This is a genomic window from Trichocoleus sp. FACHB-591 (assembly GCF_014695845.1).
Classification (GTDB): Bacteria; Cyanobacteriota; Cyanobacteriia; order FACHB-46; family FACHB-46; genus Trichocoleus.
Genome location: NZ_JACJPA010000101.1, coordinates 13,245 through 39,796 on the forward strand (window position 1 = coordinate 13,245; position 26,552 = coordinate 39,796).

A 26,552-nucleotide genomic window follows, 5' to 3' on the forward strand; every position below is an offset into this window, starting at 1 on the left:
ATTTAATATGTTTACAGAAAAGCAGTTAGCACTCAATCTTGATCGCACAGCGATTGCTCAATCACCAAAATTTGGCAATTTAGTTGAGCGAGCAATAGAAACATTGGAGGCAATGTTGTCCAGTGAGCAGCTCTCTGTACAAGAGCGGATGAATCTTGCTGCCAAAATTTTGGAACTAGAACAACAAAAGGTGATCCCACAGACATCTGTAGCAAGTCAGGCAGATTCATCGGCCTTAAATCTCTCTGAGCCTTGGAAACAATGGATCATTGAGAACAAGCTTCGCCAAGTTCCAGACTCTGTTTTAGTTGAGACAATGGTCCGCGAAGGAATTGATGCAGCCCTAGCAACTCAGGCAGTCAGCTATATTGCAACCGAAAAAACCTTTCAAACAGAAAGTGAAACACTGCAACGTCTACGTAAACTAGAGTCTATTCTGACGATTCAACGCCAACTCACACAGCTATCTCCTAACTTTAGTACGATTGAACGGCGCGATCGCATCTCTAGAGAAGAATTTTTAGAAAAATATTACGCAACCAACACACCTGTTATTTTGACAGGCATGATGGCGGACTGGCCTGCCCTTTCCTCGTGGACTCCTGACTTTTTAAAGACGAATTACGGTCAAGCAGAAGTACAAATCCAATTTGGTCGCAGCTCAGACCCCAGCTACGAAATCAATACTAATCAATATAAGCGGGCAATCAAGCTTAGCGAATATGTAGATATGGTGGTTCAGGGTGGAGAAAGTAATGACTACTACATGGTTGCCAACAATGGCAACCTTGAGCGCGAAGACCTCAAAGGTCTGTTCAAGGACTTTATCATGTTTCCGGAACTACTGAACCCTGAAAGCACAAAAGGCACAGTCTTCTTTTGGTTTGGGCCAGCAGGCACCGTTACTCCGTTGCACCACGACCCAATGAACTTGATGATGGCTCAAGTGTATGGACGCAAGCGCTGGCGGCTAATTTCACCCGCTGCCACTCCCTTGGTTTACAACGATATTGGTGTCTTCAGTCGTGTAGATTTGGAGAATATAGATTACGAAAAGTATCCACTCTTTAAAGATGTTCAGATTATTGAAACAGTATTAGAACCTGGAGAAGTAATTTTCGTACCAGTGGGATGGTGGCATCAAGTCAAAGGGCTGGACGTTAGCATCTCGCTGTCATTTACCAATTTCATCTTCCCCAACACATACTCACATCAAAACCCTCATATCACTTCATCGACAGACATATCATCGACAGGCAAAGCGGCTCAAAGTAGTCAGGTAGCGTCAGGGCAAGCAACTTTTCTGGCTCAGCAGTCTAATTTGGTCCTGAATCATGGCCCTCTCACGAATGAGATAGTTGAGAGCACCAATGCTTCATACCTGGTAGATGAGATCTTTGCCGGGGAACCGTTAATTATTTCGTTTGGTTTTGTCTCTTGGGATGGTCTTCCTCAGTTTGATTTTTACGGCAGAACCAAAAAATTGGCTCAGTTAGCTGCTAAACCTATCAACCGAATTTTGGTGCGAGACTTATCCAACAGTTGGTATCAGCGCGGCATCCCAGGACTAGGACACACAGTTAACGAAGTTGTAGATAGCCTGAAACAACTAATTGTTCAAATTGCCCCTAGCAAAGTCATTATGATTGGGCAGTCTATGGGTGGGTATGCCGCCATTATGTTTGGACAACTGTTAGGAGCCGATCAGATCATTACTTTTGGTCCTCTGTCCTGCCTAGACTCCGCTCAAGCGATCGCAATGGGCGATACTCGCTGGCTCTCCATCATGGAAGCCCTAGAGACAAATCCTCCTAGTGTTCGTTATTTTGACTTGCCTACACTCTGCCAGACTTCTCCTCATACTCCAGATATACGTATCTTCTATGGTAAAAAGCCAGATCCAGAAACACCTGGAACTGTGAATTTAGACAATCTGCATGCTAGCCGCTTTAATGCCTTACCAAACTGCACAATTCAAGCATTTGAGGAATCAGGGCATGCAATTGTCAAATATTTGGTAGATCACAAGTTGATGGATAACTTGCTACTCAAGACAATTTTTTAAGCAGGTGGTTATTGCATGTAAAGATCGCTTTCCAAGCCATCCCAAAAGACCGCGATCGCTTCCAGAATCTCTCGACCTCCTTGGAAAAACTTGACTGGATCAAAGTCAGAACTGAAGTAAACAGCTTCAATCTCTTCTAACGTATGTCCTGCATGTTGTGCTTCTACGCGGTTGTGCCAGGTGAAGAAGGCTAACGGTAGTTGAGGATGTCGAGTTTGTTTAATCTTCAGCAAACCATCTTCTAGCTCTTGCCAGAACCCTGCTGCGGCCCAATGCTCCACCGCAAAGCTCGCACCTTCAGCGATTTGGGGGTCGTCGCTGCCGTAAAGTCGAATCAACTCATCACAGAAATGTAGCGTTGCTAGTGTGCCATGCTTACGTTTACCAATATCCGCGAAATTCAGCTCTAAACTGGCTGCAACTGCCACTAACCATTCAAAGTGAGCGGCGCGGAAACGACAAATTCCTCCATCTACTGTGCCTTCTGTTCCGACCAATTCTGGATCGCCTTCTCGATCTTTTTCTGCCTCGGTTAAAGATGGCTGATTGGCGATCGCTTGCCCAGGCTTACGGTAGATTACGCCTAATTCATTTAAGAGAATTTCACGGCTCGCCCGCGACTGTTGGAGCGTGGGAGCATTAATCTCTTTTTGTAGCGCTGCAATTAGAAACTGATTAGAGAAAACCGAGAATTGCTGAATAAAATGCCGTAACTCAGCATCTGTCGCTTCACCCTGCTGAAACCAACGGGTGTAAGCATTGTTTGTAATAATTCGGTGTTGGAGAAAGTGGCAATCGATTTCAGCCAGAAAAGCTTGAAACTCGGTCACTTGGTCTTGAGTTAGCTGGCCTTGCTGCAAACGTTCTTGTATTCGAGCAGAGATTGCAGGAGTAGGCGAGTTGAGAACTGTAGTCATCATCGAAGTTCTCCTGAGAAGAGAGAGAAAAAATTAAGAAGTCCAGATTAAGCGCTCCAACTGTAGAGATAATTGAGATCCTCTAAGTGCGTAGCCTGAGCCGTTAACTTGAGGGGGCGGAAGGTGTCAATCATGACAGCTAATTCATCAGTGCGCTCTTTACCAATCGACCCTTCATACATACCGGGATGGGGACCGTGGGGGATGCCGCTAGGATGCACAGTGATGGAAGCTTCTTCGATGCCTCTGCGTGACATAAAGTTACCCGCAGCGTAGTAAAGCACCTCATCCGAATCGACATTGGAGTGATTGTAGGGTGCAGGAATGGCGAGTGGATGGTAATCGAACAGACGCGGCACAAAAGAACAAATCACAAACCCAGCCGCCGCAAAGGTTTGATGCACCGGAGGCGGCTGATGCACCCGTCCGGTAATTGGTTCAAAATCTTCAATATTTAAAGCATAAGGATACAGATGACCATCCCAACCCACTACATCTAGCGGATGGTAGTGATAAAGATAGTGGGTGATACAACCCTGCGCCTTAATCTGAACTTCAAACTCTCCTGCTTCATCGTGAGCCACTAAGTCTTCGGGTGGGCGAATGTCCCGCTCACAGTAAGGCGCATGTTCCAGAAACTGGCCGTACCGATTCAGATACCGCTGAGGTGGCTCAATATGTCCCTGAGCTTCGATCGCCAACATCCGCTGCTCACTTTTTGCATCTGGCAAAATCCGCCACAGTATCCCGGTCGGAATTACCAAATAATCTCCCGGTCGATAAGGCAGCACCCCATACTGGCTCTCCAATACCCCTGTACCCTGATGGATAAAGATCACCTCATCTCCGTGAGCAAAGCGGTACCAGTAAGACATTGGCTCTGTTGGTCGAGCGACAGAAATACAGACATCAGCATTCCCTAGTAAAGGAATTCGAGCCGCGATCGCATCTCCACCTGCTGTGACATCTGCGGTGCGTAAATGACGATGCCGCAAGGCACTCGACTCCTCATGAACAATCTTGGTGTCTTGATGAGATAACACCTTATAAACCTGAGTTGGTGGCCGCAAGTGGTACAGCAAAGATTGCACCCCCGAAAACCCTTGGACACTAATCAATTCTTCGTGATAAAGCGAGCCATCCGGTTGACGGAACTGCGTATGCCGTTTATGGGGAATTGCTCCTAGTTTGTAGTAGTAGCTCATAACTTCTCAAAGATTTCCCCTCAGCGCTTGTTCTCGTTCGATCGCTTCAAACAGTGCTTTAAAGTTACCTTCACCAAATCCCTGTGCTCCGTGGCGCTGAATGATTTCAAAGAAGAGGGTGGGGCGGTCTTGGACAGGCTGGGTGAAGATCTGGAGGAGATAGCCTTCAGAGTCGCGATCGATCAGAATGCCTAACTGAGCAAGTTGATCAATCGGTTCTTCTAGAGCACCGACACGGGAGGCTAAGTTTTGGTAATAGGTAGAGGGAGTCTGGAGAAACTCAACGCCAGAGCGTTTTAGTTGGGTGACTGTTTCAATAATGTTGTTAGTTGCTAAAGCGATATGCTGAATCCCAGGTCCGTGGTGATATTCCAAGAACTCATCAATCTGTGATTTGCGCTTGCCGTGGGCGGGTTCGTTGATGGGGAGCTTAATTTTGCCTGTGCGATCGCGCATCACTTTCGACATCAAAGCAGAATATTCTGTAGAAATTGCCTGATCATCAAAGTGCATTAATAGCTCAAAGCCCAGCGTATCGCTGAAGAACTGCACCCAGCGATCCATTGCGCCATATTCTACGTTGGCGACGACATGATCAATCGCGGTTAGCCCTGCACCAACCCGTTGATGAGCCTGCTGACGCATAGCGAAACCAGGAGCAAATCCTTGGTATTGGCTGCGCTCAACAAACTTAAGCAGCGTATCTCCGTAGACGTGAATAGCAGCGTAGCGAAACACCCCTTGCTCGTCTTGCTCCTCAGTCAGTGCGATCGCTTCTCTAGCTCCACGAGATGTTGTTTCCCAGAAGGCTTTCTCTGCATCTGGTACTTCTAGAGCAATCACTGCCACACTATCGCCATGTTTTAGCCCGCTCTGCGCGATCGCGTGATCTGGGTGCAGAGCGCTACTTAGGACTAAACGAATTTCTCCTTGCTCCATAACATAGGAGGTAACGTCGCGGCTTCCGGTACTTAATCCCCGATAAGCAGTATTGCTAAAGCCAAAGCAATCAGCATAAAAGAGCGCTGCTTGCTTGGCATTACCCACGTAGAATTCTAGGTGATCAAAGCGTTTAATGGGGCAAATATCATGCATGGGGATTCCTCCTGACCAGCCGCTTCTACCGCAGCGCACCGCTCCCACTCCTCACACCAAAATCCATGACTATTCCAGCTGATAAAAGGCGCTCGACCTTACCTACCTTTATTCACTGGAGCGATCTCATTACTTAAATCGGAGATGTTTTCTGTCAATGCAGCGTCAGAATACAGACTCGTCCTGAGAGGGGTTCTGTGGTTTGCAGCTTACTTGCTACTAACCCTATAGTAAGATTATAGATTTTATTTTTGGTCCGTCTCAAGGGTTAATTTTTGACAAGGCAATTAGGTTGAGTACGGACATCTAAACCACCTCGAAGATAATCCGTATTTGAGGTAACTCTAGATGCTGTCATCAGTTAATACCTTTCTTTCAGCGATCGTAGATTATGCAGGTCTCTTTCCACCCGCTCAGTTGAGCCTAAAAGCAGCAATGGCGAATTATGCTCAATATCGCGCTTCTCCTGACGCTTGGATGCTGGGGCGATTCGTCCTACCCGCCTCACACCTAGAAGAATTCATTGCTCTCTTAGCTACCTTCCCGCTCGCCCAGTGGCCGCTTAGTATCATTATTTCTCAGGATTTTGAGCCTGTTCTCAGTCGAGTTCAATCTTTAGCGGCTCATAACCCTGCGATCGCCCTCCAAGCTCTAGAATTTCCTCCCTTAGCAGCAACTGAGATTGTCGCTCTCGATCTACTGCCACAAGTAGAAACCTTTTTTGAAATTCCTCTGGATCAGGATTTAACTCCTTACTTAAACGTGTTACACCATCAAGGAGCCTCTGCCAAAATTCGGACTGGTGGGATAACTGCGGCTGCCTTTCCCAGTACAGCACAGCTCTACGAATTTATCTTTGCCTGTGCTCAAGCTCAAGTCTCCTTCAAGGCCACTGCGGGTCTCCATCACCCCATACCTGGCGAGTACCCGTTGACCTACGAACCAGAGAGTGAGGTCACAGCGATGCCTGGCTTCCTAAATGTGGCACTGGCTTCAGCCTTAGTCTATTGGCAAAAGATTACTTCAGAAGCGGCTTTAAGCTTGCTGCAAGAACAGTCGGTTGATCAGTTTCTACTAACAGACAACGCTATTCGTTGGAACCAACATCAGCTCAGCCTGCGAGAACTAGCGATCGCCCGTAAACAGAGCTTCCGCTCCTTCGGCTCCTGCTCTTTTGTAGAACCAATCGCTGGACTGCAAGCCATGCAGCTCTTACCAGAACCTAAGCTATCAAATAAGCTATCAAAACCTGAGCCCCAGACAGGACAAGAACTTGGCAGCAAAAAGATATAAGTGAACCTATCCTTCTCTCTTGGATAAGTTCGCGATCGCGGTGATCAACTCAAGGGGGTCAATGGGTTTTGCTAGATGGATCTCAAATCCAGCGGCGATCGCTTGTTGTTGGTTGACTTCACCCGCATAAGCGGTCAGCGCAATCGCAGGGAGACTTCTTCCCAGTTGTGAGGTCAAAGCCTGAACTTCTCGCAATAGAGCATACCCATCCATTTCGGGTAGCCCAATATCGCTGACCAGAACATCGGGTTGGAATTCTAGTAATAGCTCCAATACAGCTCGTGCTGAAGATACTGCAATCACTGTTGCGCCTACATCTTCCAGAACAAAATGAACCAGCTCTAAGTTATCCGGCTCATCGTCTACTACGAGCACTTTGACTCCTTGCAAATTGGAAGATTGATCAACCAGAACTGCCGTTCCACCCCCTTCTGCATCTGTGGTCAGCAAAGGTAACAGCACCGTAAAAGTGGCACCTTGACCTTCCCCTAAACTCGCAGCTTGCACCCTGCCACCATGAATCTCTGTTAAGTGTTGAACGATCGCTAATCCTAGACCTAAGCCGCCAAAGTTGCGAGTGGTAGAGCTGTCAGCTTGGCGAAAGTAGTCGAATACATGCGGTAGGAACTCCGGGTTAATTCCTTTGCCTGTATCGTTGACTGTGATTTTGGCCTCTAGATCAACATACTCCAAGCAAACTTCAACTTTGCCTCCAGTCGGCGTAAATTTAATCGCATTAGAAAGCAAATTCCAGAGAATCTGTTGCAGGCGAGCTACATCTCCAGCGATAAATTTACCTCGTGGTTCTAAGCGAGTCGTAAGTTGAATATGCTTAGCTTCAGCCGCTAAACGGATATTCTCTAGGGCGGCCTCAATGGTGGGCACTAGGTCAACCGCCGTACTGTTTAAGTGGAGTTTGCCGCGCAAAATGCGGGAAATATCCAATAAATCTTCGATTAATTGAGTTTGGAGTCTAGCATTACGCTCAATCGTTTCTAGAGCGTAGTTCACTTTGTCTGCATCTAACTTACCGCTGCGGAGGATTTGGACCCAGCCTAGAATCGGGTTCAAGGGCGATCGCAACTCGTGAGACAGCACTGCGAGAAACTCATCCTTGAGTTGATTGGCTTCCTCTAGTTCTTTAGCTTGCTGGCGGAACCGTTCTTCTGAAAGCCTCAGTTGCTCTAGCGTTTCTTCGTACTCCCGGCGGAGCCGTTCTTTGTCTAAGCTTTCTTGTACGGCAATAGCCAAGCGATATAATGGCTTGCCCTTTAGCACATAGTCGCTCAAGCCCTGCTTCATGCCTCTGACAGCCACTTCCTCAGAGCCACTATTAGTAAACATCACTACAGGGCAGTGGGGGTAGCAAAGTTTTATACTTTGCAGGATTTCTAAGCCGTTGCTCCAACGCAGTTGGTAGTCAGTCACGACCAAATCAAACTCTCCTGCCTCCAGAGCTTGGGTAAACTCACTCGCTTCGCCAACTTCTTGAACTTGCAAATCGAAAAACGTTTTCTTCAATTCACGAATGGCGAGTAGGCGATCGCCCTGATTATCGTCAATCAGCAAGACACGGAGCATTACAATTTCAGCGGGTGGCGCAGGGTGGACGAGGGAATAGGCGAAAAGCTAAAGATCAGGTTACAGCGTTAGCAGGCAAGCTGGAAATCAACCTTAAGACTGTACTGCTTGTTAAAGAAATCACTCAATATATTTTCTTGTATTAATTGACACTGAATCATATTAGAACTCAGCGGGGGCTGGCAATTCAAACCAAAAGCGACTGCCTGTGCCCAAATTAGACTCCACATTAGTCTGCCCACGCATCCGCTCCAACGCACGCCGCAGAATGGATAATCCAATGCCAGTACCAAGATAAGTTTCTTCGACATGTAGGCGCTCGAATCTACCAAAAATACGATTGTGGTTTTCGGAAGCGATCCCGATGCCGTTATCTTCCACCCACAGGCACACCTACTGATCCCGATATTCGGTCCATATCCTTACCTGTGGCTGTATGCCAGGAGACACAAATTTAATAGGGTGTAGCTCGCGTTCTGCCAGCAGGCGATCGCCCTAGTTGTCATTGATAACCACAATATCTATTGGCTGTCCTAATGCGCTCCATCCTTCAAAGGATAATTATTTCTACGAACAAATAATAAATCAAGACTCAGCGGTGCTGCTCTCCTGAGCTGCTTGCAGCTCTAACCAAAAGCGGCTCCCTTGTCCCAAAGCTGACTCAACTCCCACTCGCCCTCTCATACGCTCAGCTCCTTTGCGGACGATCGCCAGCCCTACGCCTGTCCCCGGATAAGCCTGCCTGGTGTGCAATCGCTCAAAGGCTTGAAAAATCCGCTCATGATATTGAGGCGCAATGCCAATACCGTTATCTTCGATCCACAGCCGCACCCATCCAGACCGCAATTCTGCCCAGATGTGAATCTGAGGCTGTCTGTCTTCGGGGACAAATTTCACGGCATTATTCAAGAGATTCAGCAAAGCTTGAATCAGGGTGAGCCGATGGCCCATCACCTCTGGCAGTGGCTGATCCACTGTCACCATTGCGGGTCGGGCTTGCCACTCAGCTGCTGTTTTTTCCAGTACTGTCGTTACCAATTCAGTTAGGTTGAGCGGTTGAACAATAATCTCAGCTCGCGACAAGCGCCCATAATCTAGCAAATCGTTGACTAGCTGGTCCGCTTGTTGGGCAGAAGCCGAAATTTCCTGAGCGTACCGTTGCCCTATGGCATCCAGGCGATCGCCGTAATCTTCCAACAGGGCTTGAGACAAACCCTGCATAGATCGTAGGGGAGCCCGTAAATCGTGGGACACAGAATAACTAAAAGTCTCTAAGCCATCAATTGCTTCTTCGAGAGCCGTGGTGCGTTCTGCCACTCGTTGTTCTAGTTGATTGGTATAACCCCGAAGTTGGTCTCGCAATCGAGTTTGCTGAATCGCGATCGCCAGCTGACTTGCCACTTCTTGAGCAATTTGTTGATCTTCAGCACTAAAGGCATCCCTTGCCTGAGCCAATAAAATCAAATCTCCTAAAACAGAGTTCTCAACGGTGAGGGCGATCGCCAGAAAGCTATGGTATCCAGCGGTCAGGATTTGCTCTAAGCCCACGGAGCGTTGCGGCAAATCTGCTAGGTCTTGGACATACCAAATCGGTTCTCGATCCCATAGCATGGCAATTGGAAAGCGATCGCTAATCGGGAGGACAGTTCCCGCCACATCATTGGCAACTGCTCCAGCTAGGATCTGAAGTTCAGCGGTTTCGATGTCAAACAGAACCACAGCCGACTGGTTGCAAGGCAGCACGTTGCTCAGGTGAGATAGAGCGGAATGGGCGATCGCAGATGGAGCCTCTAGGCTTAGAATTGCTTGGTCAATCTGATGTACGGCTTCTAGTCGTTGAATTGAACGTTTCAGTTTGGCTTCTGCTTGCTTGCGAGTCGTGATATCAAACCGAACCGCGAGATATTGCAGCGGCTTACCTGATTCATCCAAAAACGGCACGATTGTGGTGTCAACCCAATAGCTGGTGCCATCCTTGGCTCGGTTCTGAATCTCTCCCTGCCAAACTTCTCCCTGGGTAATCGTGGACCAGAGCTGCCGAAAGAATTCTTGAGAGTGGTAGCCAGAGTTGATTAGGCGATGAGTTTGGCCAATCAATTCAGCTCGGCTAAATTGCGAGATTTGACAAAACTGATCATTTACCTCTGTGATCACGCCATGACTATCTGTGGTGGCTAAAATTGCGGCTTGATCCAGAGCAAATTTTACATCTGACAGGTCTTTGAGTAGTTGCCGCTGAGCCATCTCCGCTTGGATGCGTTCCGTTAGATCCCGCGCTACCCCAATCACACCCACGATGTTTCCTTCAGCATCACGGCAAGGATCTTTGCTTGTGAGAAATATGCGGACCTCGCCTGCTACTAAAAGGGGTTCTTCTGAGGCTTGAGAGATGCCTGTTTCTATCACAGAGCGATCGATCTTTTGCAGCGCGATCGCCTGCTTCAAAGGAATTAACTCTAGATCGGATTTTCCTAAAATTTCTGTCTTTGGCTTACCAAAAACACGTGCTGTTGCCGAGTTAACTAGTTGATATTTTCCCTGAAGATCCTTGACAAACACCGCATCTGCCGTTTCTTCAAGCACCCGCTCCAGCAAGTTATAGCTCTCTTGCAAGGCTTGCTCACTACGCCTACGTTCTGTAATGTCGCGAGTGACTTTAGAAAAACCATATAGCTTCTGGTCCTCATTGTAGAGGGCAGTAATCACCACACTCGCCCAAAACAACGAACCATCCTTGCGTCTCCGCCAACCTTCGTCTGTATAGTGTCCTTCTGCAATTGCAACTTGCAACCCATGAGCAGGCTTGTTTTGAGCGATCGTTGCTTCTGGATAAAAGATCGAAAAATGATGACCCAAGACTTCTGCGGCCTTATATCCCTTCAGTACTTCTGCGCCACTGTTCCAACTGGTAATGTATCCGTTAGCATCCAGTCCAAAGATGGCGTAGTCCTGGACTCCCTCTACCAGAAGACGGTATTGCTCCTCACTCTCTTTCAGGATCGCAAAAGCCTTTTCAGCCCTTTGTCTAGCACTTCGTAAAGATTGACTGAGCCAACTAATGAATAGACCCTCAAAGACAAAGATTGAAATTCGGGTTAGGTTAACCGCATCCGTAACCTGTAAGCTGAAATACGGGGGGATAAAGAAATAAGTTCCGAATAACGTGCATAATCCGGTTGCAAGTAGCCCTGCTCGGAACCCGCCGTACCAAGCACTAAACATGATGGGCAAGACGAAAACCAAAAGTGGAGCGTTTTCGCGTAGCAGTGGCGTTAGCAAGAATCGCAATAATAGAGCGAATAGGGTTGCCAACACTGCAACACTATACTCTGATTGCAGCAACTGCTTTGCTCTGGCCATTACCCAAGTTTCCTTAGAGAGTTCGGAGGCGCTTTACGGCTTTTTTGTGCCCTTCCAAAGAAATTATCAGAATTGCGATCGCTCTAAACTCATCCTAATCTGACTTCTGTAGCTGCAATAGCCTCTCAGGTAGCGATAAGTAGCAATGACACTACTTTAACTAACCGCAGCGCCGCAAGGAGTCGCCCATCTCCATCACAGAAGAGCGTTCTGAGCGCTTTTGGCTATCAGTTTTCCCTTGAGATTTCTCTCTAGCCAGCGATCGCTTAGGAGCTAGCAAGCGGTCTATCTGTCGCAGCAGTCCTGCTGACTCAACACTTTTGCTGAGGTAAGCATCAGCTTCCAGCCCCAGATCAGAAGTTTGGCTGAGGATATCATCCGTGAAAAAAGATGAGATCAAAATTACTAAAGGTGGATTAGCCACACGCTGCCTCAATCGGCAAATCACATCCGGGCCATCTGTATTGATTTGGTAGCGTCGTGGGGGCATAGAAAAGTCAATCAGGGCGAGATCAAATCGCTCTGCTTCTCGTAGAAAGGCATCTGGATCGGTAAAGGTGGACACAGCATAGCCATGCTGGCCGAGCCTAGCTTCTAAGATGAAGCACCAAGCCTCATTATCATCAACGATCGCAATTTGATACATTTGAAACTCGTACTTGCGCCCAGCAAATGTAACACTCCTATGTTTGTTCTACTGCATGTCGGCCCATACGCTCCCTACCTTCCGATAGACTCACTCGCCTGAAGGCCCAAAACTTAAAGTACAGGGTGAGAAATTACCTCTAAAGGTGGGGTTGGTTATGTTTACGGTTACCAAATATTAAGAGCACAGCCATGACGATCGCTCCACCAATCGCAGTGGCCGCTATGGCTGAGTTCGCTAATTGACGCACTGCGATCGCCACAAAGGCCCAAATGAACACCGAGGTAAAGGCAATGTCAGCACGTCTTACCGCCACAAGCGCTCCAATGATTGTCGCAACAACCAGCATCGCGACTGTCCAACTAGTGGCACTTAAACCCCAGCGATCCCAGCCAGAACTATACAGCGCTGAGGCTACATTGACGATGGTAGCGACAGAAATCCAGCCTAAGTAAATGCTAAACGGGATATGGGCCAACCATTTGCGATCGCGCGACACTCGTCCGCCATCATGTAGCTGCAAATAAGCTCCAATCAATGGCAGCAGAATCACTAACATTGCCGCCACTGAAGGCCAAAACAGTTGTAGCGTGAAGAGATAAACCCAAGCAATCTGAGCTAAGCAAGCCACAATCAGCAGAGAGCTAGCCCGCCGCAGCGTAGCCTCTTGGCGCTGAGCAGGGCCGAGCTGATAAACCCCATAGGCAATGAGTCCAAGATAAATTAGACCCCAAATTGCAAAAGCGTAGTTAGCCGGGGTAATCTGCACACCCCCCAGAATGGTGTTGGCAACCGCGCCAATGTTTAACCCCGCAATCGGGAAAAAATTCGAGAGGGCATTGACTAGCAGCGTTGCGACGATAGCCACAAGCGTTGCGATCGCCAAGCTCATGCCTGCACGCGATCCCGATCTAGATTCTGGCGGCGACACTTTCATAAAACGGCTAAAACATCCTGAATCAGGTCTTCTAAATGCTGCTCACAAAACTGCTCGGCTGCTGCTAAAGACATGCCTCGCTCTAAGGCGTAGGTTTCAAACGCATTGTAAATCATGGCTCTAGCAATGTCCTGTTCTTCTGGACCGATTGCCCAACGCAGCTCAATACATCCTTGAAGAATTAAATTGATGAGTTGCCCCTCTTGTCTCAAATCAGCAATCAATGCGTCTGCCACACTCTCAGAATTAGGCACAGGATTCTGACTCATAAAATTCACAAACGTCTCCTTCCAGTCTAAACAGCACTCATTGAGGTAAGGACTTGGCCTAGCTGATAGCCAGGTGGGACAGGTTTTCGGAGTATGAAGCGATCGCCCTCCAGTTAGATGTTCATTGCTGCTAAGTGCGCTATTCTGCCCAGAATTGCTGCCGTATTCCTGAATTGCAGCGCGATCGCAGTGTCTGAAAAAGTTGCTTCCCAGAGTTGCCATGAGAACCATCCGCTTACCATCGGGTCGATCAATTCCAGCCTTAGGAATGGGCACTTGGAGGATGGGAGAAGCTGCCAGTCAACGTCCCACCGAAGTTGCAGCCTTGCAGCATGGGCTTAATCTCGGTATCACTCTGATTGATACAGCCGAGATGTACGGGGAAGGTGGTGCTGAAACTGTGATTGCTGAAGCCATTGCTGATCGGCGTTCCTCCGCTTTTTTAGTCAGCAAGGTTTATCCGCACAACGCCTCTGGCCAAGGCGCGATCGCTTCCTGTGAGCGCAGTTTACGACGGCTCAAAACCGATTATCTTGATCTTTATTTATTGCACTGGCGAGGTTCCGTCCCTCTCTCCGAAACCTTGGAAGCCTTTCAAACCCTAAAGCAGGCAGGCAAAATCCGAGATTACGGTGTCAGCAATTTCGACGTAGCCGATATGAAGCAAGCTGTTGCTTTACCTGGAGGAGAAGCGATCGCCACCAATCAAGTGCTTTACAACTTGATGCGTCGTGGCGTTGAGTGGGACTTGTTACCTTGGTGCCGCCAACAAAGTATCCCGATTATGGCCTACTCACCGGTAGAACAAGGCCGACTGCTCCAGCATCGTACCCTACAGACCATTGCCCAACAAAAAAACGTAACTCCCGCCCAAATCGCGATCGCTTGGTTGCTGCACCAAGAAAATGTGATTGTCATTCCTAAATCCAGCAGTATCGCTCACGTAGAAGAAAATCGAGCCACGCTGGAGCTGCAACTCACGCCGGAGGATCTGCAAGCCTTGGATGCGGCCTTTCCAGCCCCAACGAAGAGAGTTTCCCTAGAAATGTTGTAAAAACGAAGCAAAAACAAAGGCCCAGGTAGCAATAACCCGAGCCAATTCAAATTAAATTTGATGAGTTAGAAAACCTAACCAGACACTAAGTTTGGCAAGTTTAATTCCCTCTCAATCCTTGCAAACTAATGGGCTTGAGAATCAAGCGACAAAAGTTCAGGGATTAGTAACCGCGAGAGAAACTGTCGTTTCTGCGGCCACCGCCACCACCGAAGGAACCACCACCACCCCGGTCTTCACGAGGCTTGGCTTTGTTAACCTTCAAATCGCGGCCCATCCACTCAGCTCCGTCCAATGCTTCAATGGCAGCTGCTTCTTCAGCATCTGCGCCCATTTCTACGAAGCCGAAGCCACGCATCCGACCAGTTTCGCGATCGGTGGGAAGCTGAACTCGCTTAACTGAGCCGTATTCAGCAAATACAGCAGTCAAATCTGCTTCCGTAACTTCATAGGACAAATTGCCTACATAAATCGACATAGCTTGTCTCCAAAATCATAGGGGTGTAGAGATTGAGATTTCGGAGAGAAGCTTGCCAATACCAAAGGTGAAAAAACCGTCAATGCTAAAAACAAACGCTGCAACCGATTACTAATTCTCTCCTCAACCATAACACAATAGTTAGGTGGTGTGTTGAGTTATTTCCTGACCAGAAAATCTTAGTTTTATTTTCTGGCAGACCACCACACCTAATCGTTTATTTGCCGCCTAGTCCGTCATGTCTCTTAGGGTCTTTCTTTTCTTTCTTGGTCCCATCAGACTGGGCTTTCGGTTTTTTAGATTCTTTGTTGCCTTTCTGCTCTTTAGACATAACGCTTCCTTAAACTAGAGTTACTTTTCCGCCGAGATGACTAGCAAATCAGCGATTCACCATCAGCCTGCTCTATTACTATGCATCCTCAGGTAAGAGCTACGCTTGGCAAGCATTCTCTATAACAGGATTAGCACTTGCAGCTTTAGCTTGTAAATCTACCCAAGCATCTTGATGAAACCGAACCACCCGTGAAATGGAGTTGCGAGAGTGCTCGGACGTAGAGACTGACAAAGTAACGTTACGCTGTCCAGGATCTACAATGTGCTTCACTGTGCAGGTTTGCATCTTGTTGTTGCAATAAGCAACAATGCGATCGCCCACTTGAATCTCTAACGCTTGAATTTTCAATGACCACCAAACCTATGAAGAAACTAGCTTAGCTGAACAGGTTCAATGCTACCTACGAGGTGATAGCGATTGAATAATGCTTTTTTAATTAGGGGTAATTTACAGATTTGCCGCTCTTAAGCAAGTTCTAGGCTCAGAAGGAAACTACGTATCGTGAGTCCTTAGCCTTACTAAGAGTTTCGGTGTTTTTTAATGGTACCACATAAAGGCTTGAAATTTTATCAAAAGCTCTATTTTCTCGTCAATAGCAATTTTGCCCAAAATATTCCTAAGAAGATTTTAATTAAGTCAGCTTCTTGAAAAGAGGTGCGTACACCTTCTCCACAGAGTTGTGCCAGTCTTCCCCTGCAAACAAAAAGCACCCCAATTAGAGGTGCTCAAACAAGTAAAAGATTTCGGTTAACGCCATTACTCGCTTAGTAACGCGATCGGGCGATCGCTCCGTTCAGGTAAGCTCACGTCAGCTCTCAGAACGGAGAGAAGATAGCAGCTAAAATTTATTCAGCTTTTTGCTTTTTAGCTAACCCACGGAAATATTCAGAGAAGCAGAAGCTGATCCTCAGGCTACCTGTACCTGCCGAGAACAACTTTCCAGCATTTGCGTGAGCTTAGCTGCAGGAACAGGACGACTGAAATAGAATCCTTGGCCTTCATGACATCCCCGTTGGCGCAGGTAATCCAACTGTTCCTCAGTTTCTATCCCCTCCGCTGTAATGCTTAATCGCAGGCTTTTTGCCAAGGCAATGATGGCATCACTCACCGCAGCACTGTCTGGATTCGACAGTATATCTTGCACAAAGGAGCGATCGATCTTGAGCAGACTCACCGGAAATTGCTTTAAGTAATTGAGGGAGGAATATCCTGTACCGAAGTCATCCAGGGCCAGCAAGATGCCCAGCCCCTGCAATTGTTTTAGAGTATCAATCGATCGCTCTAGCTCCACCATCAACGCGCTTTCAGTTACTTCCAATTCTAGGTAGGCTGGCTCTAGCTCCGTCTCTGCTAAAACCTGCCTAATCATGTCCACTAAATTGGGTTGTTCTAGCTGTCGAGCGGACAGGTTGACGGACATTCGCATGGCTGGAAATCCAGCTAACTGCCAAGCTCGGCTCTGGGCACATGCCGTACGCAACACCCATTCTCCCAATGGCACAATCAGACCATTGGCTTCAGCAATGGGGATAAACTTAGCGGGGGAAACCAAACCCAGAGTTGGATGCTGCCAACGCACTAGTGCCTCGACCGCTGTCAATTCTCCACTCTGTAAATCAATTAAAGGCTGGTAGTAAACCCGCATTTCCTGGCGCTCTAAAGCACCATACAATTCGTTCTCTAACGCTAAGCGCTCTTGCAACTGAGCGGCTATTTCGGGGCAATAAAATTGGTATTGGCCGCGTCCCTGCTGCTGGGCTCGGTACAGCGCCATGTGAGACTGCTGTAAAAGTGGCTCGACGCCTTGGCGCTCTCCCAGCTCATTAATGGTAATTCCCACACTGGCTGTAATCCGAATCAGCTCGCCTTCTAAAGCGAAAGGTTTTGCTAGCGTGCTCAAGATTAACTGAGAAAGCTTAACCACACTCTCCAAGCAGGGCAAGTCTGTGAGAGCGATCGCAAATTGATCCTCGCTGAGATGGGCCAAAATCTCTGTGGAACTCAGGCAAGTAGTTAAACGTTGAGCCATGGCTCTAAGGAGCAGGTTAGCAGTCTCCGGTTGCCAAGCGTGACTCGCGCCCGTAAAGTCATCAATCCCCACTAACAGAACCGCCACCAATCTTGGCTGGTTCGGAACTGGGGACAGAGTTTGATACAGGCGATCGCAGAACAAATCCCGATTGGGCAAGCCAGTCAAGTTATCGTAATGGCGGATGTAGTGAATCAACTCATCTAATTGGTGTAGCGTTTGGGAGGTATTCGCCATTAACGTCCCAGCTTCATCTTCAAAGTCTGTCGGTAGTTCCGGCAAGGTTTTGGTATCGAGATAGTCTTGCAGAACCGTAGAAGTCAAAATGACTGGAATCAAAAGGTGATGTAAGGCATAGAGAGTGGCTGCGGTGCCTACCAACGTCGCGACTAAAGCAATGACCAAAACTGGGATTGCCATTTCCCAGGAATAGGAATGGGAGACAACAAAAGTTAGCAATAACGTGAGAAGAGGAACATGGGTGCCTAAAAATGCCACTGCCATTATTTTGGCGATATAGCTAGTTTTGAGGAATCTAAAACCAGCTAGAAATGAATAGAGATGAAGCTTCTGAGAGAGCAACATAGATCACGAGTGAGACTTAAAAGACAACAGGTGAGTTGTCAAACACCTCGATTGAAAGGTGGTTTTACTTGACAATTCCAGGAAATTAGCCTCAATGAGGCTGTCCCTTACAGACTTCCCGATATTGCGATCGCCATCTTCCATCATCTAGCGGATAAGGTTGAGCAACTTTGCTGATAGGTACTACCAGCCACTCAACCGATACTGAAACTCATCAATAAAGCTGCAAAGTCCAACAGTTGCGGAGTCTAACTATGATGAATGGAGCGTTCAATCTCGCCTTGGGTCGAGGATATCTGCTCAAAACGGCCACGATTCAAGATGAAACTATTTACTGGGTCGAAAATCTTTACTTCACGAGCGAACCTTACAGTTGCTTAGAAGACCTCGTTTCGTTTTTGCACACCTTGCCACTGCTTCCTCACTCTGAAGACACGCTGACGTGGATTAATCTCGTGAAAGCTTTATCACCTCAAGCGGTTAGCGCGATCGCCAGCTAACTTTCACATACCTTTACCCATGCAGATGCAGGACACCAGGCAAACTACAGGCTCAAACCTACGGGATTGGCGGGATTCGAACCCGCGGCCTATCGCTTAGGAGGCGATCGCTCTATCCATCTGAGCTACAACCCCAGTTTCAAACATCACGATCATAACAGTTGTGTGAGTGCATGCAAGAGCCTTAACAGCATCACGTAGACTCCCACGTTTCTTCCCAAGGTCCACCTCCCACCTCCAAGCCACAGAGATGGCTTTGCGCCACTAAAATCGGTTGAGAGCGATCGCGTTGCCAGAGGCGTAAGGTTACGTGCCCATGCATCGTGTCACGGCAGAAGAAAATTAAACCTTGTTCTGTAGGGGCGCGCAAAGGAGTCCCTGGTGTATCACAAGTCCCCGTTAGCTCCACTCGATATTGGCCTTGTTCAGCTTGCATCTGCCAGCAACCCCACGGTTTAATCTGCCAAGTTACTTTGCTGTTCCAGGGGACAAACTCGTAGAATTTACCTCGATAGTGAATTCCGATCATGGCGACCGATTCCATCCACCACAACACCCCCCGCCGACCTCCTCCAGCCGTCAGGGCTAGATCTGGTTCATTGACAAAGCAATTGCAATTGAGCCAAAACCATTTCTGCGGAAATGAACCACCCCAGTTTTTCTCGCTATAGGCAGGCGCATTCGTAAAGTTGTAGCGTTGGCCGTTCCAGTCAATCCAACCTGTGGCTAATCCGTGAGCCATAAGGATTTGCCAGCCAGGTTCAAAAATTTGCAGAGAAGAAAGCCAGCCTGCGGTAGATTGTTGCGGACTGCCGACGTTACCCCAACCATAAATAGGCTGAATTTTGTATTGCCAGCGAGCTGATGCCCCAGAACCAGGATCATTCAATACTCCCTGTTGCCAAGTTGCCGTTGCTTGATACCCTTCCTGAACCCAGAGATCAAACTCTGCTGGGGGTAGTAATCTCGGTTGCTTAGTTTCCAGGTGACCTTGAGTAGCTTGGCTATGAGCGGCTTCGCTTGTGTATCGCCAATGACCTATGCCTAGAGCCTGTCGCCACGCCCAGAATTGCTGGACTTGAGGAAAGCTACGGCAGAGATATTCGTCGTTTGGCCCTAAGATCTGTGCCCCGCCACCGCTGGCAGGCGTCCCCCCCTGCGGGTCTTCAATAGAGTACATAAAGGCAAAGGTTTGGCCCAGATCGGGTAACGTCACTCGGTAGTACCAACCTTCAAAAAACCGACGCGGATTACCGTCCCAGTGATAGCCGCTATGAGGCGTTTGAAGGGAGCCAGAGGCTGGTAGTAAAGAGGAGATTAAGGAAGCGATGCAGCTTGATGCTTGCTGAACCAACGGTAATTAGCCCCTAGTAGTAGTTGAGATAGGGTAGTAAAAAGCTACCAGAATTTTCGTCCCCACCCGGATAGAATTTAGCATCGTCCAGTGTTAAGGTAATCTAACGCAAAGTTACAATCGATAAACTTTCTACAGGTCTACCGCAATAGCCATCCACTTCACCCGATTGGGTGAGATAACGGCATGAAGTCGAATTGCGATCGCCTGTGATAACTTGGGCTCATTCATCTTTGCTGCTCTAGCTCGAAAATATTCTTAGTTATTTAGTTTGGTTCACAGAAAAAGCCGTATCTGAAGCTAATTGAATACAAGCATGAAGTCTAGCTCTGTTTTTCTGAGCGGGCTCAACCATCACTATTTCGAGCATCACTCTTTGTAGTGGCTTAAACCATTGTTCGGATTCAAGGCATTCCCTATGAGCGGCAACGATACTCAACAGCAACCTGCTCTCCCAGCTATCTCTGAGGGAGAACTGAACGCTCCTCAACACCCCCAAGAGCCGAGTCAGCCCCCTAACTCAAGCCGCTTTCGACGGTGGTTACTGCCTGTTACAATTGGCCTGCTGCTTCTCGGTGGCATAGGTTGGATCATTTTTAGCCGCTTCATCATGCCTATGTTGATGGCAGGCTCCATGCAGCCACCACCGACTCCAGTGCAATTAGGCACCCCTGAATCAGCCCCAGTAGAAGATAGCTCAGATTATGCGGCTACCTTGGATTCACGGCAGTCTGTGACCCTACAACCGCGTGTGTCAGGCCAAGTCTCGGCTATCTATGTAGAAGCGGGCGATCGCGTTGAAGCAGGTGAGCCACTTTTACAAATTGGCGCGGCTGAGCAACGGGCGCAAGTCGCTAGTCGCAATGCTGCGGTTGATACAGCCGCCGCTGATATTGATTCTGCGCAAGCCGATGTTGCCAGCGCGATCGACACGCTGAAAGCGTTGCAAGAAAAACGAGCCGCTGACCAAGCCAATGTCCAGCTAAATCAACGCGAATACGAACGCTACCAGGAACTCCAGCGGCAAGGAGCGGAAAGCCGACAAATTTTGGATCAGAGACTCAACGCGCTGCAAACGGCTCAAGCAACCGTCCGGCAGACGGAGGCTGACATCCGGGCTCAACAAAGTGCCATCAACAGAGCCAAATCTCAAGTGGTCAGAAGTCAGCGAGCTTTGGAGCAAGCCCAGGCGAATGTAGCAGAAGGGCAGGCGCAACTACAGGACTACGCTATTACCGCTCCTTTTGCAGGCGTTATTGGCAATATCCCAGTCAAACAGGGTGATGTTGTCAGTGCTGCAACTCCTCTACTGACCCTGACGCAAAACCAGGAACTGGAAGTACAAATTGCCATCCCGCTGGAAAGAGCACCTAATTTGCGCTTAGGGTTGCCTGTCAAGCTGTTGAGTGATCAAGACCGGGTGTTGCAGACAGGCAAAGTCTCATTTATTTCGCCCAGTGTTGATCCGTCAACTCAGTCAGTACAGGTGAAGGCGCTCTTCGACAACGCCAACAATCAACTCCGGACGTCGCAGTTTGTCCGGGCCAGAGTAATTTGGCAGTCACGCTCTGGAGTTCTGGCTCCCACTACCGCCATTTCTCGACTAGGCGGCAGAGATTTTATCTTCGTGGCAGCTCCATTTCAAAGCTCAGGTTGTCAAGCGCAGGCACAAGCTAATGCGGCTCCCGCTGGTGCTCCTGGCGGACCCCAGGTGGAGCCTGACCAATTAGTTGCCGTGCAGAAACCCATCAAGTTAGGCAGAATTGTCGGCAACAACCAGGAAGTCGTAGAAGGACTCAGTGCGAGCGATCGCATTGTGACTTCTGGCATTTTGCAATTGCAGAACTGCATGCCGATCGCAGCAGATACTCCACCTGCTAACGCTCCTGCTAGCGCTCCTTAAAACGATACTGTGCCATGTCTTGTAGAAGCGAAGCATTCGGCAGTTCAATTTTAGATTCGTCAAAAAATTCCTGACTGAATCCTTCGTCTCTAGCACTTCTACGGCCGCTTCTACGGGTAGCGAAGTTATGATTCTCTCCATTTCCGACTTCTTTATTAAACGTCCTGTATTCGCTACGGTCTGTTCGATCGTTGTGACCTTGTTAGGGCTTGCCTGTATCCCTACTCTGCCGATCGCCCAGTACCCAGACATTACGCCCCCCCAGGTCAGCGTTACGTCTAACTACATTGGCGCGAATGCGGAGATCGTAGAGTCAACCGTTACCAACATTCTGGAACGGGAACTCAACGGTGTCTCTGGGGTGAAATACATCAAGTCTACTAGTGCCAATGACGGTACCAGCAGTATTAACTTGACCTTTGACTTGGGTCTGAATCAAGATATTGCGGCGGTTGATGTCCAGAACAAGGTTTCAACTGTAGTCTCGCGTCTGCCTGGACCTGTTACCCAGACAGGAGTGCAAGTTTCTAAAGCCAACAACAACTTCTTGCTGGCGATCGGACTTTACTCTGACCGAGACGAGGGTAAAGACGAAGACCTGTACGACGATGTTTATCTCAGCAACTACGCCGACCTCTATGTGGTTGATGCCTTAAAGCGGCTCGAAGGCGTAGGCGGGGTACAGATTTTTGGAGAGCGCAAATATGCTATGCGGCTGTGGCTTGACCCCGAACGCCTAGCTAGTCGCAACTTGACCCCCCAAGATGTAGTGGTGGCGTTACAGCAACAAAACCTCCAAATTGGCGCGGGACAAATTGGTCAGCCTCCTGCTGCTACTGGGCAACAGTATCAATATGCAGTGACAGCCCAAGGACGGCTGAAAGATGCGGAAGAATTCAACGAGCTAGTGATCAAAAGTACGGATGCTGGCACGTTGGTGAAGCTGAGAGACGTAGGTAGAGCGGAATTAGGCGCAGAAAACTACGGTTCGGTATTGCGCTTTACCTCAGACGATCGCGTCACCCATCGAGGAGTAGGACTAGGGATCACCCAGCAGTTCGGCAGTAATGCTCTGGATACAGCGCAAGCAGTCAAAGATGAGATGCAACGGCTGACAGCTAGTTTCCCTCCCGGTTTGCATTACGAAATCGCCTTTGACACCACGACTTTTATTCAAGCAGGGGCGGAAGAGGTAATCGTCTCGCTCTTCCAGGCGATCGCGTTAGTGATTTTAGTTATCTTCCTGTTTTTGCAGAACTGGCGAGCGGCGCTGGTAGTATCGATCGCGATTCCGGTGGCTTTCATTGGTACGTTTATCTTCGTCAAGCTGCTGAATTTCTCGATCAACACTCTGACCTTGTTCGGTTTAACACTTGCTACAGGTCTGGTGGTTGATGACGCGATCGTGATTGTGGAGGATATCTCGCGGCGGATTAACGAGGATGGACTGCGTCCCCTTGAGGCAGCTCTCGCCTCCATGAATGCGCTGTTTGGTGCTGTCATTGCCACATCGCTGGTGTTGATCACAGTGTTCGTGCCCATTGCCTTCTTCCCTGGCACCACAGGGCAACTATATAAGCAGTTTGCGCTCACAATCGCTTTCTCGGTTGTGGTTTCTACTTTCAACGCGATTACGTTTACGCCCACTTTGTCAGCTTTGCTGCTGAAGCAAGGACACACAACGCCAAACAATTGGTTTTTTAATGGCATTAATGGTGCGATCGAGCGGACCCGTCAAAGCTACACTGGAACACTGACAAAAGTCATTCGGCGCAAAAGCATTGTGCTGGCCTTGTTTTCAGCGGGTTTAGTCCTTACCTACTGGATCTATACGATCGTGCCAGCGGGATTTGTACCCGATGAAGACCAAGGCTACTTTATTACACTGGTTCAAGGACCAGAAGGCGTATCCCTCAGCTACACCGAAGAAGTTTTGGCAAAAGCTGAGGAGATCATGAAGCAGCGCCCCGAAATCAAAAACATTTTTGCGGTGGGAGGATTTAGCTTCAGTGGTGCTACACCCAACAACGGCTTGATTTTCTCCACCCTAAAACCCTGGGCAGAACGTCCTAAAGCAGAACAGTCGGTTAAAGGCATTATTGGCGGCTTCTTTCCGCAGCCATCGGGGCTATTTCCGCAACTGATTGGCATTAAGGAAGCGATCGTGGTGCCGTTTCCCCCGCCCGCTATTCAAGGGATTGGTAATTTTGGGGGATTTGAGTTTCACCTACAAGACCGCACAGGCAGCGACTTCAACACAATTGGGGAAGTGTTAGGTAAATTCATGGGGCGGGCAACTACCTATCCCGCTCCTGACAAACCCCAACTAGCGGGGTTGCGGCCTACCTTTAATGCCAATACTCCCCAGATCTCCGTGGAAGTGGATCGGGTGAGAGCCAACCAACTCCAGGTCTCACCAGAAGAAATCTTTAGCACGTTACAAATCTTCCTCGGCTCCGCCTATGTGAATGACTTCAACCAGTTCCAACGGGCTTACCGAGTGTATGTGCAAGCAGACAGCCGCTTCCGTTCTAATCCGGAAGACATCAAGAAGCTGTATGTGCGATCGCGAGCTGGCAGGATGATTCCCCTCGGCAACTTGGTGCGCGTAAATCAGACAATTGGCCCTTCGATCATTACCCATTACAATCTCTCCCGTTCTGTAGAGATTAACGGCTCAGGATCACCTGGCGTTAGTTCTGGGCAAGCAATCAAGGCGATGGAAGCCGTAGCCAACGAAACCCTGCCCAAGGGGTTCCGGTATGAGTGGTCTGGTCTCTCCTTGGAGGAGATTCAGGCGGGCGGTTCAGCGGTCTTTATTTTCTCTCTAGGCATTATCTTTGTCTTCTTAACCCTGGCGGCTCAGTATGAAAGTTACACTGATCCTCTGATCATCATGCTGACTGTACCATTAGCGGTTTTGGGAGCCTTATTTGCGGTGCTACTGCGCGGCACTGCGAATGATGTCTACACCCAGATCGGGCTAGTCATGCTGATCGGCATGGCGAGTAAAAACGCGGTCTTGATTGTGGAGTTTGCCAACCAACTTTCTGATGAAGGATTGACTTTAACCAAAGCGGTAACGGAAGCTTGCCGAGACCGCTTACGCCCAATCTTGATGACCGCCATTTCAACGGTGATCGGTGCTGTGCCCCTGATCGTTGCTACCGGACCAGGGGCCGCAGCCCGACAATCTTTGGGTACAGCGATCGTGGGCGGAATGTGCGTAGCCACAGTGCTCAGTTTGTTTGTAGTGCCTGTGCTGTACATCGTGATTAAAACCGCTGAATCTCAGCTCCGGCGATCGCGCCAGCCAGCCTTTGTAGGTGTAAACTCAGCGACTATGGGCAGCGATGGAGATGGCAACGGAGATGGTCATAAGGATGGGCATAGTGACGGTGCAGGTCATCACAGCCGAGAAACTACTGCTAGCCGCTCCACAGATCATCACTAGAGATTAGGGCATACATTCAGGGAGCGATCGCTTTACTCAAATAAGGCGATCGCTTTTTCATAGGTACATTTGACTGGGTTTTCGAGTTTGATAGACAAAAGCTTGATACCATACAGCTTCAGTGATGTGTGATTACTTGATGTTAACGGTGTGTTTCGCTCTAGCTAATAGAACTCCATTTCGATGTAACTCACAGGTCATAGTGTGACTGCCTCGATACTTTGTGTGTTTCCATTGAACAGTCTTACCAGTTGTCATGTGGCCAAAATCCTGTGCTTCGCGTGCTTCACTGCCATGATTCTTGACGATCCAACGAATTTCATACGGTAGAGAAACTGTTGTTTCGATAATCGAGAAGCGGAGCCACATATTTTTTGCTAAAGCTCTGCTGCCACTTGGGTGATTTTGCAAAATCGGCCCTTCGCACTCATAAGCTAACTCAGCTTTAATCTTGAGTTTTCCGAGGCTTGATGCTGAAAGCAGTTCAATTTCAGCAATCTCCTCGTCCTCAGTTTCGTCTCCTTTCGTTCCCTGCTCCACCTTGAAACCTGCTGTCTTGAGGAGACTCGTTGGTTCAGTTGGAAAATTTGGACCAAATATATGATTCCACGCTACAGCACACTCAGAGATACTTCCCTGTTCTTTTCCTAATGCCGTGTGAGCAGCATCTAAGTTGATTCGAATGACTTCGCCGAACTGCTTCGCTTCGTCTTCCGTAAATCGAACTTTGAGTGTTTGTCCAGGTAAGCCCGGATCATCGACCGTAGGAAAAACACCATTGATCAATGATGCTCCACAATCACGATGGAGATTATTGAGGAAGTTCACGAAAGCTTCGGCATAGCTTGGTGCATCACTGTCTTGATAGGTTGCCACAAGCGCCTCAAGGGTGAAACCTTTCGGTTTTGGTTGTTCTATGTTACGCAGGGTACGCATCTGGTAACGATACCAGGCTTTAACAATCTTTACTAAAGGTATGTATCGCTTGTTGCACTCCTGATTGATTCTTGTCGCCGCTGCTAGATGACCTTTCGGATGAGTATCTACCCACTTCTTGAGAGGGCGATCAGGAATTAGGAGCGGTTGGTCGAGTCCATTTGGAGCGATCACAGGCACAACGTCCAGTGTTGTTCGTGACATATCGACACGTACAGAGCGGCGCTGTAACGCGGTTTTCGCATCGTAATTATTGCGCTCCAAGGCACGGCGGATGCGACGTACAACAGCTTCAGGTTGATGTTCATTGGGGTTGATATTCAGCACTACGCATACATCTACATCTTTTATCGGCTGAATAGCAGTATTGCGCCGATATGAACCGTAGAGGAAACTGCTGTGATACCAATCCTTGAAATGTCGGTCAGATGACAGGCGCTTTGTGAGTGTCGTATGAAGTTGCACCGCACGTTCGCGACTAGACCGCGTCGGTTGAATAGCACACAAATATCGACGAAAGTAGCTGGGAATTTCCATAAAATTATCTCTTCATGAAC

The 26,552-nt window shown here is 48.5% G+C and carries 20 protein-coding genes and 1 tRNA gene; 6 read left to right on the top strand and 15 right to left on the bottom strand.

Annotated elements, in window-relative coordinates; translation table 11 throughout:
* Positions 1–7 precede the first annotated feature (7 nt).
* The gene (locus H6F90_RS19985) at positions 8–2,065 is read left to right on the top strand and encodes a cupin-like domain-containing protein (protein ID WP_190554026.1); all 2,058 of its coding nucleotides are present in this window, start codon (positions 8–10) and stop codon (positions 2,063–2,065) included.
* Positions 2,066–2,073: 8 nt separating this feature from the next.
* On the opposite strand, the gene H6F90_RS19990 is transcribed toward H6F90_RS19985, so the two are convergent.
* The 3 genes from H6F90_RS19990 to hppD are packed head-to-tail and all read right to left on the bottom strand — an operon-like array spanning position 2,074 to position 5,282.
* A complete protein-coding gene (locus tag H6F90_RS19990; protein ID WP_190554027.1) occupies positions 2,074–2,985 on the bottom strand; it encodes a hypothetical protein in 912 nt (303 codons plus the stop codon).
* Positions 2,986–3,029: 44 nt separating this feature from the next.
* Positions 3,030–4,187 carry a homogentisate 1,2-dioxygenase gene (locus H6F90_RS19995; protein ID WP_190554028.1) on the bottom strand — a complete coding sequence of 386 codons (1,158 nt, stop codon included), beginning with the start codon at positions 4,185–4,187 and terminating at the stop codon, positions 3,030–3,032.
* 6 nt (positions 4,188–4,193) lie between these two features.
* Positions 4,194–5,282: a 4-hydroxyphenylpyruvate dioxygenase gene (hppD, locus tag H6F90_RS20000; protein WP_190554029.1), complete on the bottom strand. Its 1,089-nt coding sequence runs from the start codon at positions 5,280–5,282 to the stop codon at positions 4,194–4,196.
* A 348-nt stretch (positions 5,283–5,630) separates the two neighbouring features.
* Here hppD and H6F90_RS20005 point away from each other — a divergent pair, with 348 nt between their 5' ends.
* The gene (locus H6F90_RS20005) at positions 5,631–6,575 is read left to right on the top strand and encodes a hypothetical protein (RefSeq protein ID WP_199296056.1); all 945 of its coding nucleotides are present in this window, start codon (positions 5,631–5,633) and stop codon (positions 6,573–6,575) included.
* A 6-nt stretch (positions 6,576–6,581) separates the two neighbouring features.
* On the opposite strand, the gene H6F90_RS20010 is transcribed toward H6F90_RS20005, so the two are convergent.
* From H6F90_RS20010 to H6F90_RS20035, 6 genes are all read right to left on the bottom strand, one after another.
* Complete coding sequence (locus H6F90_RS20010) at positions 6,582–8,156, bottom strand: response regulator (RefSeq protein WP_190554030.1); 1,575 nt, start codon at positions 8,154–8,156, stop codon at positions 6,582–6,584.
* A 162-nt stretch (positions 8,157–8,318) separates the two neighbouring features.
* Positions 8,319–8,537 carry an ATP-binding protein gene (locus H6F90_RS20015; protein WP_199296057.1) on the bottom strand — a complete coding sequence of 73 codons (219 nt, stop codon included), beginning with the start codon at positions 8,535–8,537 and terminating at the stop codon, positions 8,319–8,321.
* Positions 8,538–8,741: 204 nt separating this feature from the next.
* A complete protein-coding gene (locus tag H6F90_RS20020; protein WP_190554032.1) occupies positions 8,742–11,516 on the bottom strand; it encodes a PAS domain S-box protein in 2,775 nt (924 codons plus the stop codon).
* Positions 11,517–11,676: 160 nt separating this feature from the next.
* A complete protein-coding gene (locus tag H6F90_RS20025) occupies positions 11,677–12,162 on the bottom strand; it encodes a response regulator (protein WP_190554033.1) in 486 nt (161 codons plus the stop codon).
* A 139-nt stretch (positions 12,163–12,301) separates the two neighbouring features.
* A complete protein-coding gene (locus tag H6F90_RS20030) occupies positions 12,302–13,099 on the bottom strand; it encodes a tryptophan-rich sensory protein (protein WP_242024554.1) in 798 nt (265 codons plus the stop codon).
* A complete protein-coding gene (locus tag H6F90_RS20035) occupies positions 13,096–13,590 on the bottom strand; it encodes a hypothetical protein (protein ID WP_190554034.1) in 495 nt (164 codons plus the stop codon). Before H6F90_RS20035 ends, H6F90_RS20030 begins: the two co-directional genes overlap by 4 nt.
* On the opposite strand from H6F90_RS20035, the gene H6F90_RS20040 reads away from it, so the two are divergent.
* On the top strand, positions 13,589–14,422 hold the full coding sequence (locus H6F90_RS20040) for an aldo/keto reductase (protein WP_190554035.1): 834 nt from the start codon (positions 13,589–13,591) through the stop codon (positions 14,420–14,422). The genes H6F90_RS20035 and H6F90_RS20040 overlap by 2 nt on opposite strands.
* A gap of 163 nt (positions 14,423–14,585) precedes the next feature.
* Here H6F90_RS20040 and H6F90_RS20045 read toward each other — a convergent pair whose 3' ends face one another.
* From H6F90_RS20045 to H6F90_RS20055, 3 genes are all read right to left on the bottom strand, one after another.
* On the bottom strand, positions 14,586–14,900 hold the full coding sequence (locus H6F90_RS20045; RefSeq protein ID WP_190554036.1) for an RNA-binding protein: 315 nt from the start codon (positions 14,898–14,900) through the stop codon (positions 14,586–14,588).
* 430 nt (positions 14,901–15,330) lie between these two features.
* Complete coding sequence (locus H6F90_RS20050) at positions 15,331–15,582, bottom strand: hypothetical protein (protein WP_190554037.1); 252 nt, start codon at positions 15,580–15,582, stop codon at positions 15,331–15,333.
* 559 nt (positions 15,583–16,141) lie between these two features.
* A complete protein-coding gene (locus tag H6F90_RS20055; RefSeq protein WP_199296058.1) occupies positions 16,142–17,767 on the bottom strand; it encodes a bifunctional diguanylate cyclase/phosphodiesterase in 1,626 nt (541 codons plus the stop codon).
* 335 nt (positions 17,768–18,102) lie between these two features.
* On the opposite strand from H6F90_RS20055, the gene H6F90_RS20060 reads away from it, so the two are divergent.
* The gene (locus H6F90_RS20060; protein WP_190437585.1) at positions 18,103–18,348 is read left to right on the top strand and encodes a hypothetical protein; all 246 of its coding nucleotides are present in this window, start codon (positions 18,103–18,105) and stop codon (positions 18,346–18,348) included.
* A 61-nt stretch (positions 18,349–18,409) separates the two neighbouring features.
* Here the strand turns inward: H6F90_RS20060 and H6F90_RS20065 are convergent.
* A tRNA-Arg gene (locus H6F90_RS20065) sits at positions 18,410–18,483 on the bottom strand.
* Between the two features lie 58 nt (positions 18,484–18,541).
* The gene (locus H6F90_RS20070; protein ID WP_199296059.1) at positions 18,542–19,702 is read right to left on the bottom strand and encodes a tocopherol cyclase family protein; all 1,161 of its coding nucleotides are present in this window, start codon (positions 19,700–19,702) and stop codon (positions 18,542–18,544) included.
* Between the two features lie 418 nt (positions 19,703–20,120).
* On the opposite strand from H6F90_RS20070, the gene H6F90_RS20075 reads away from it, so the two are divergent.
* Together H6F90_RS20075 and H6F90_RS20080 are read left to right on the top strand one after the other, a co-directional pair.
* Positions 20,121–21,605, top strand: coding sequence for an efflux RND transporter periplasmic adaptor subunit (locus H6F90_RS20075; RefSeq protein WP_190554039.1), 1,485 nt, complete (start codon positions 20,121–20,123; stop codon positions 21,603–21,605).
* A gap of 127 nt (positions 21,606–21,732) precedes the next feature.
* Positions 21,733–25,059 (top strand): efflux RND transporter permease subunit, encoded by a 3,327-nt coding sequence (locus H6F90_RS20080; RefSeq protein WP_190554040.1) that lies wholly within the window; start codon positions 21,733–21,735, stop codon positions 25,057–25,059.
* 132 nt (positions 25,060–25,191) lie between these two features.
* Here the strand turns inward: H6F90_RS20080 and H6F90_RS20085 are convergent, their stop codons facing one another.
* Positions 25,192–26,532 (bottom strand): hypothetical protein, encoded by a 1,341-nt coding sequence (locus H6F90_RS20085; protein WP_190554041.1) that lies wholly within the window; start codon positions 26,530–26,532, stop codon positions 25,192–25,194.
* Positions 26,533–26,552: the final 20 nt, after the last annotated feature.

Excerpts from the sequence above, each read along its gene's own strand:
- H6F90_RS19985 (WP_190554026.1), top strand. The coding sequence starts at position 8 with ATGTTTACAGAAAAGCAGTTAGCACTCAATCTTGATCGCACAGCGATT.
- H6F90_RS19990 (WP_190554027.1), bottom strand. The coding sequence starts at position 2,985 with ATGATGACTACAGTTCTCAACTCGCCTACTCCTGCAATCTCTGCTCGA.
- H6F90_RS19995 (WP_190554028.1), bottom strand. The coding sequence starts at position 4,187 with ATGAGCTACTACTACAAACTAGGAGCAATTCCCCATAAACGGCATACG.
- hppD (WP_190554029.1), bottom strand. The coding sequence starts at position 5,282 with ATGCATGATATTTGCCCCATTAAACGCTTTGATCACCTAGAATTCTAC.
- H6F90_RS20005 (WP_199296056.1), top strand. The coding sequence starts at position 5,631 with ATGCTGTCATCAGTTAATACCTTTCTTTCAGCGATCGTAGATTATGCA.
- H6F90_RS20010 (WP_190554030.1), bottom strand. The coding sequence starts at position 8,156 with ATGCTCCGTGTCTTGCTGATTGACGATAATCAGGGCGATCGCCTACTC.
- H6F90_RS20020 (WP_190554032.1), bottom strand. The coding sequence starts at position 11,516 with ATGGCCAGAGCAAAGCAGTTGCTGCAATCAGAGTATAGTGTTGCAGTG.
- H6F90_RS20025 (WP_190554033.1), bottom strand. The coding sequence starts at position 12,162 with ATGTATCAAATTGCGATCGTTGATGATAATGAGGCTTGGTGCTTCATC.
- H6F90_RS20030 (WP_242024554.1), bottom strand. The coding sequence starts at position 13,099 with ATGAAAGTGTCGCCGCCAGAATCTAGATCGGGATCGCGTGCAGGCATG.
- H6F90_RS20040 (WP_190554035.1), top strand. The coding sequence starts at position 13,589 with ATGAGAACCATCCGCTTACCATCGGGTCGATCAATTCCAGCCTTAGGA.
- H6F90_RS20035 (WP_190554034.1), bottom strand. The coding sequence starts at position 13,590 with ATGGCAACTCTGGGAAGCAACTTTTTCAGACACTGCGATCGCGCTGCA.
- H6F90_RS20045 (WP_190554036.1), bottom strand. The coding sequence starts at position 14,900 with ATGTCGATTTATGTAGGCAATTTGTCCTATGAAGTTACGGAAGCAGAT.
- H6F90_RS20055 (WP_199296058.1), bottom strand. The coding sequence starts at position 17,767 with ATGGCAGTGGCATTTTTAGGCACCCATGTTCCTCTTCTCACGTTATTG.
- H6F90_RS20060 (WP_190437585.1), top strand. The coding sequence starts at position 18,103 with ATGATGAATGGAGCGTTCAATCTCGCCTTGGGTCGAGGATATCTGCTC.
- H6F90_RS20075 (WP_190554039.1), top strand. The coding sequence starts at position 20,121 with ATGAGCGGCAACGATACTCAACAGCAACCTGCTCTCCCAGCTATCTCT.
- H6F90_RS20080 (WP_190554040.1), top strand. The coding sequence starts at position 21,733 with ATGATTCTCTCCATTTCCGACTTCTTTATTAAACGTCCTGTATTCGCT.
- H6F90_RS20085 (WP_190554041.1), bottom strand. The coding sequence starts at position 26,532 with ATGGAAATTCCCAGCTACTTTCGTCGATATTTGTGTGCTATTCAACCG.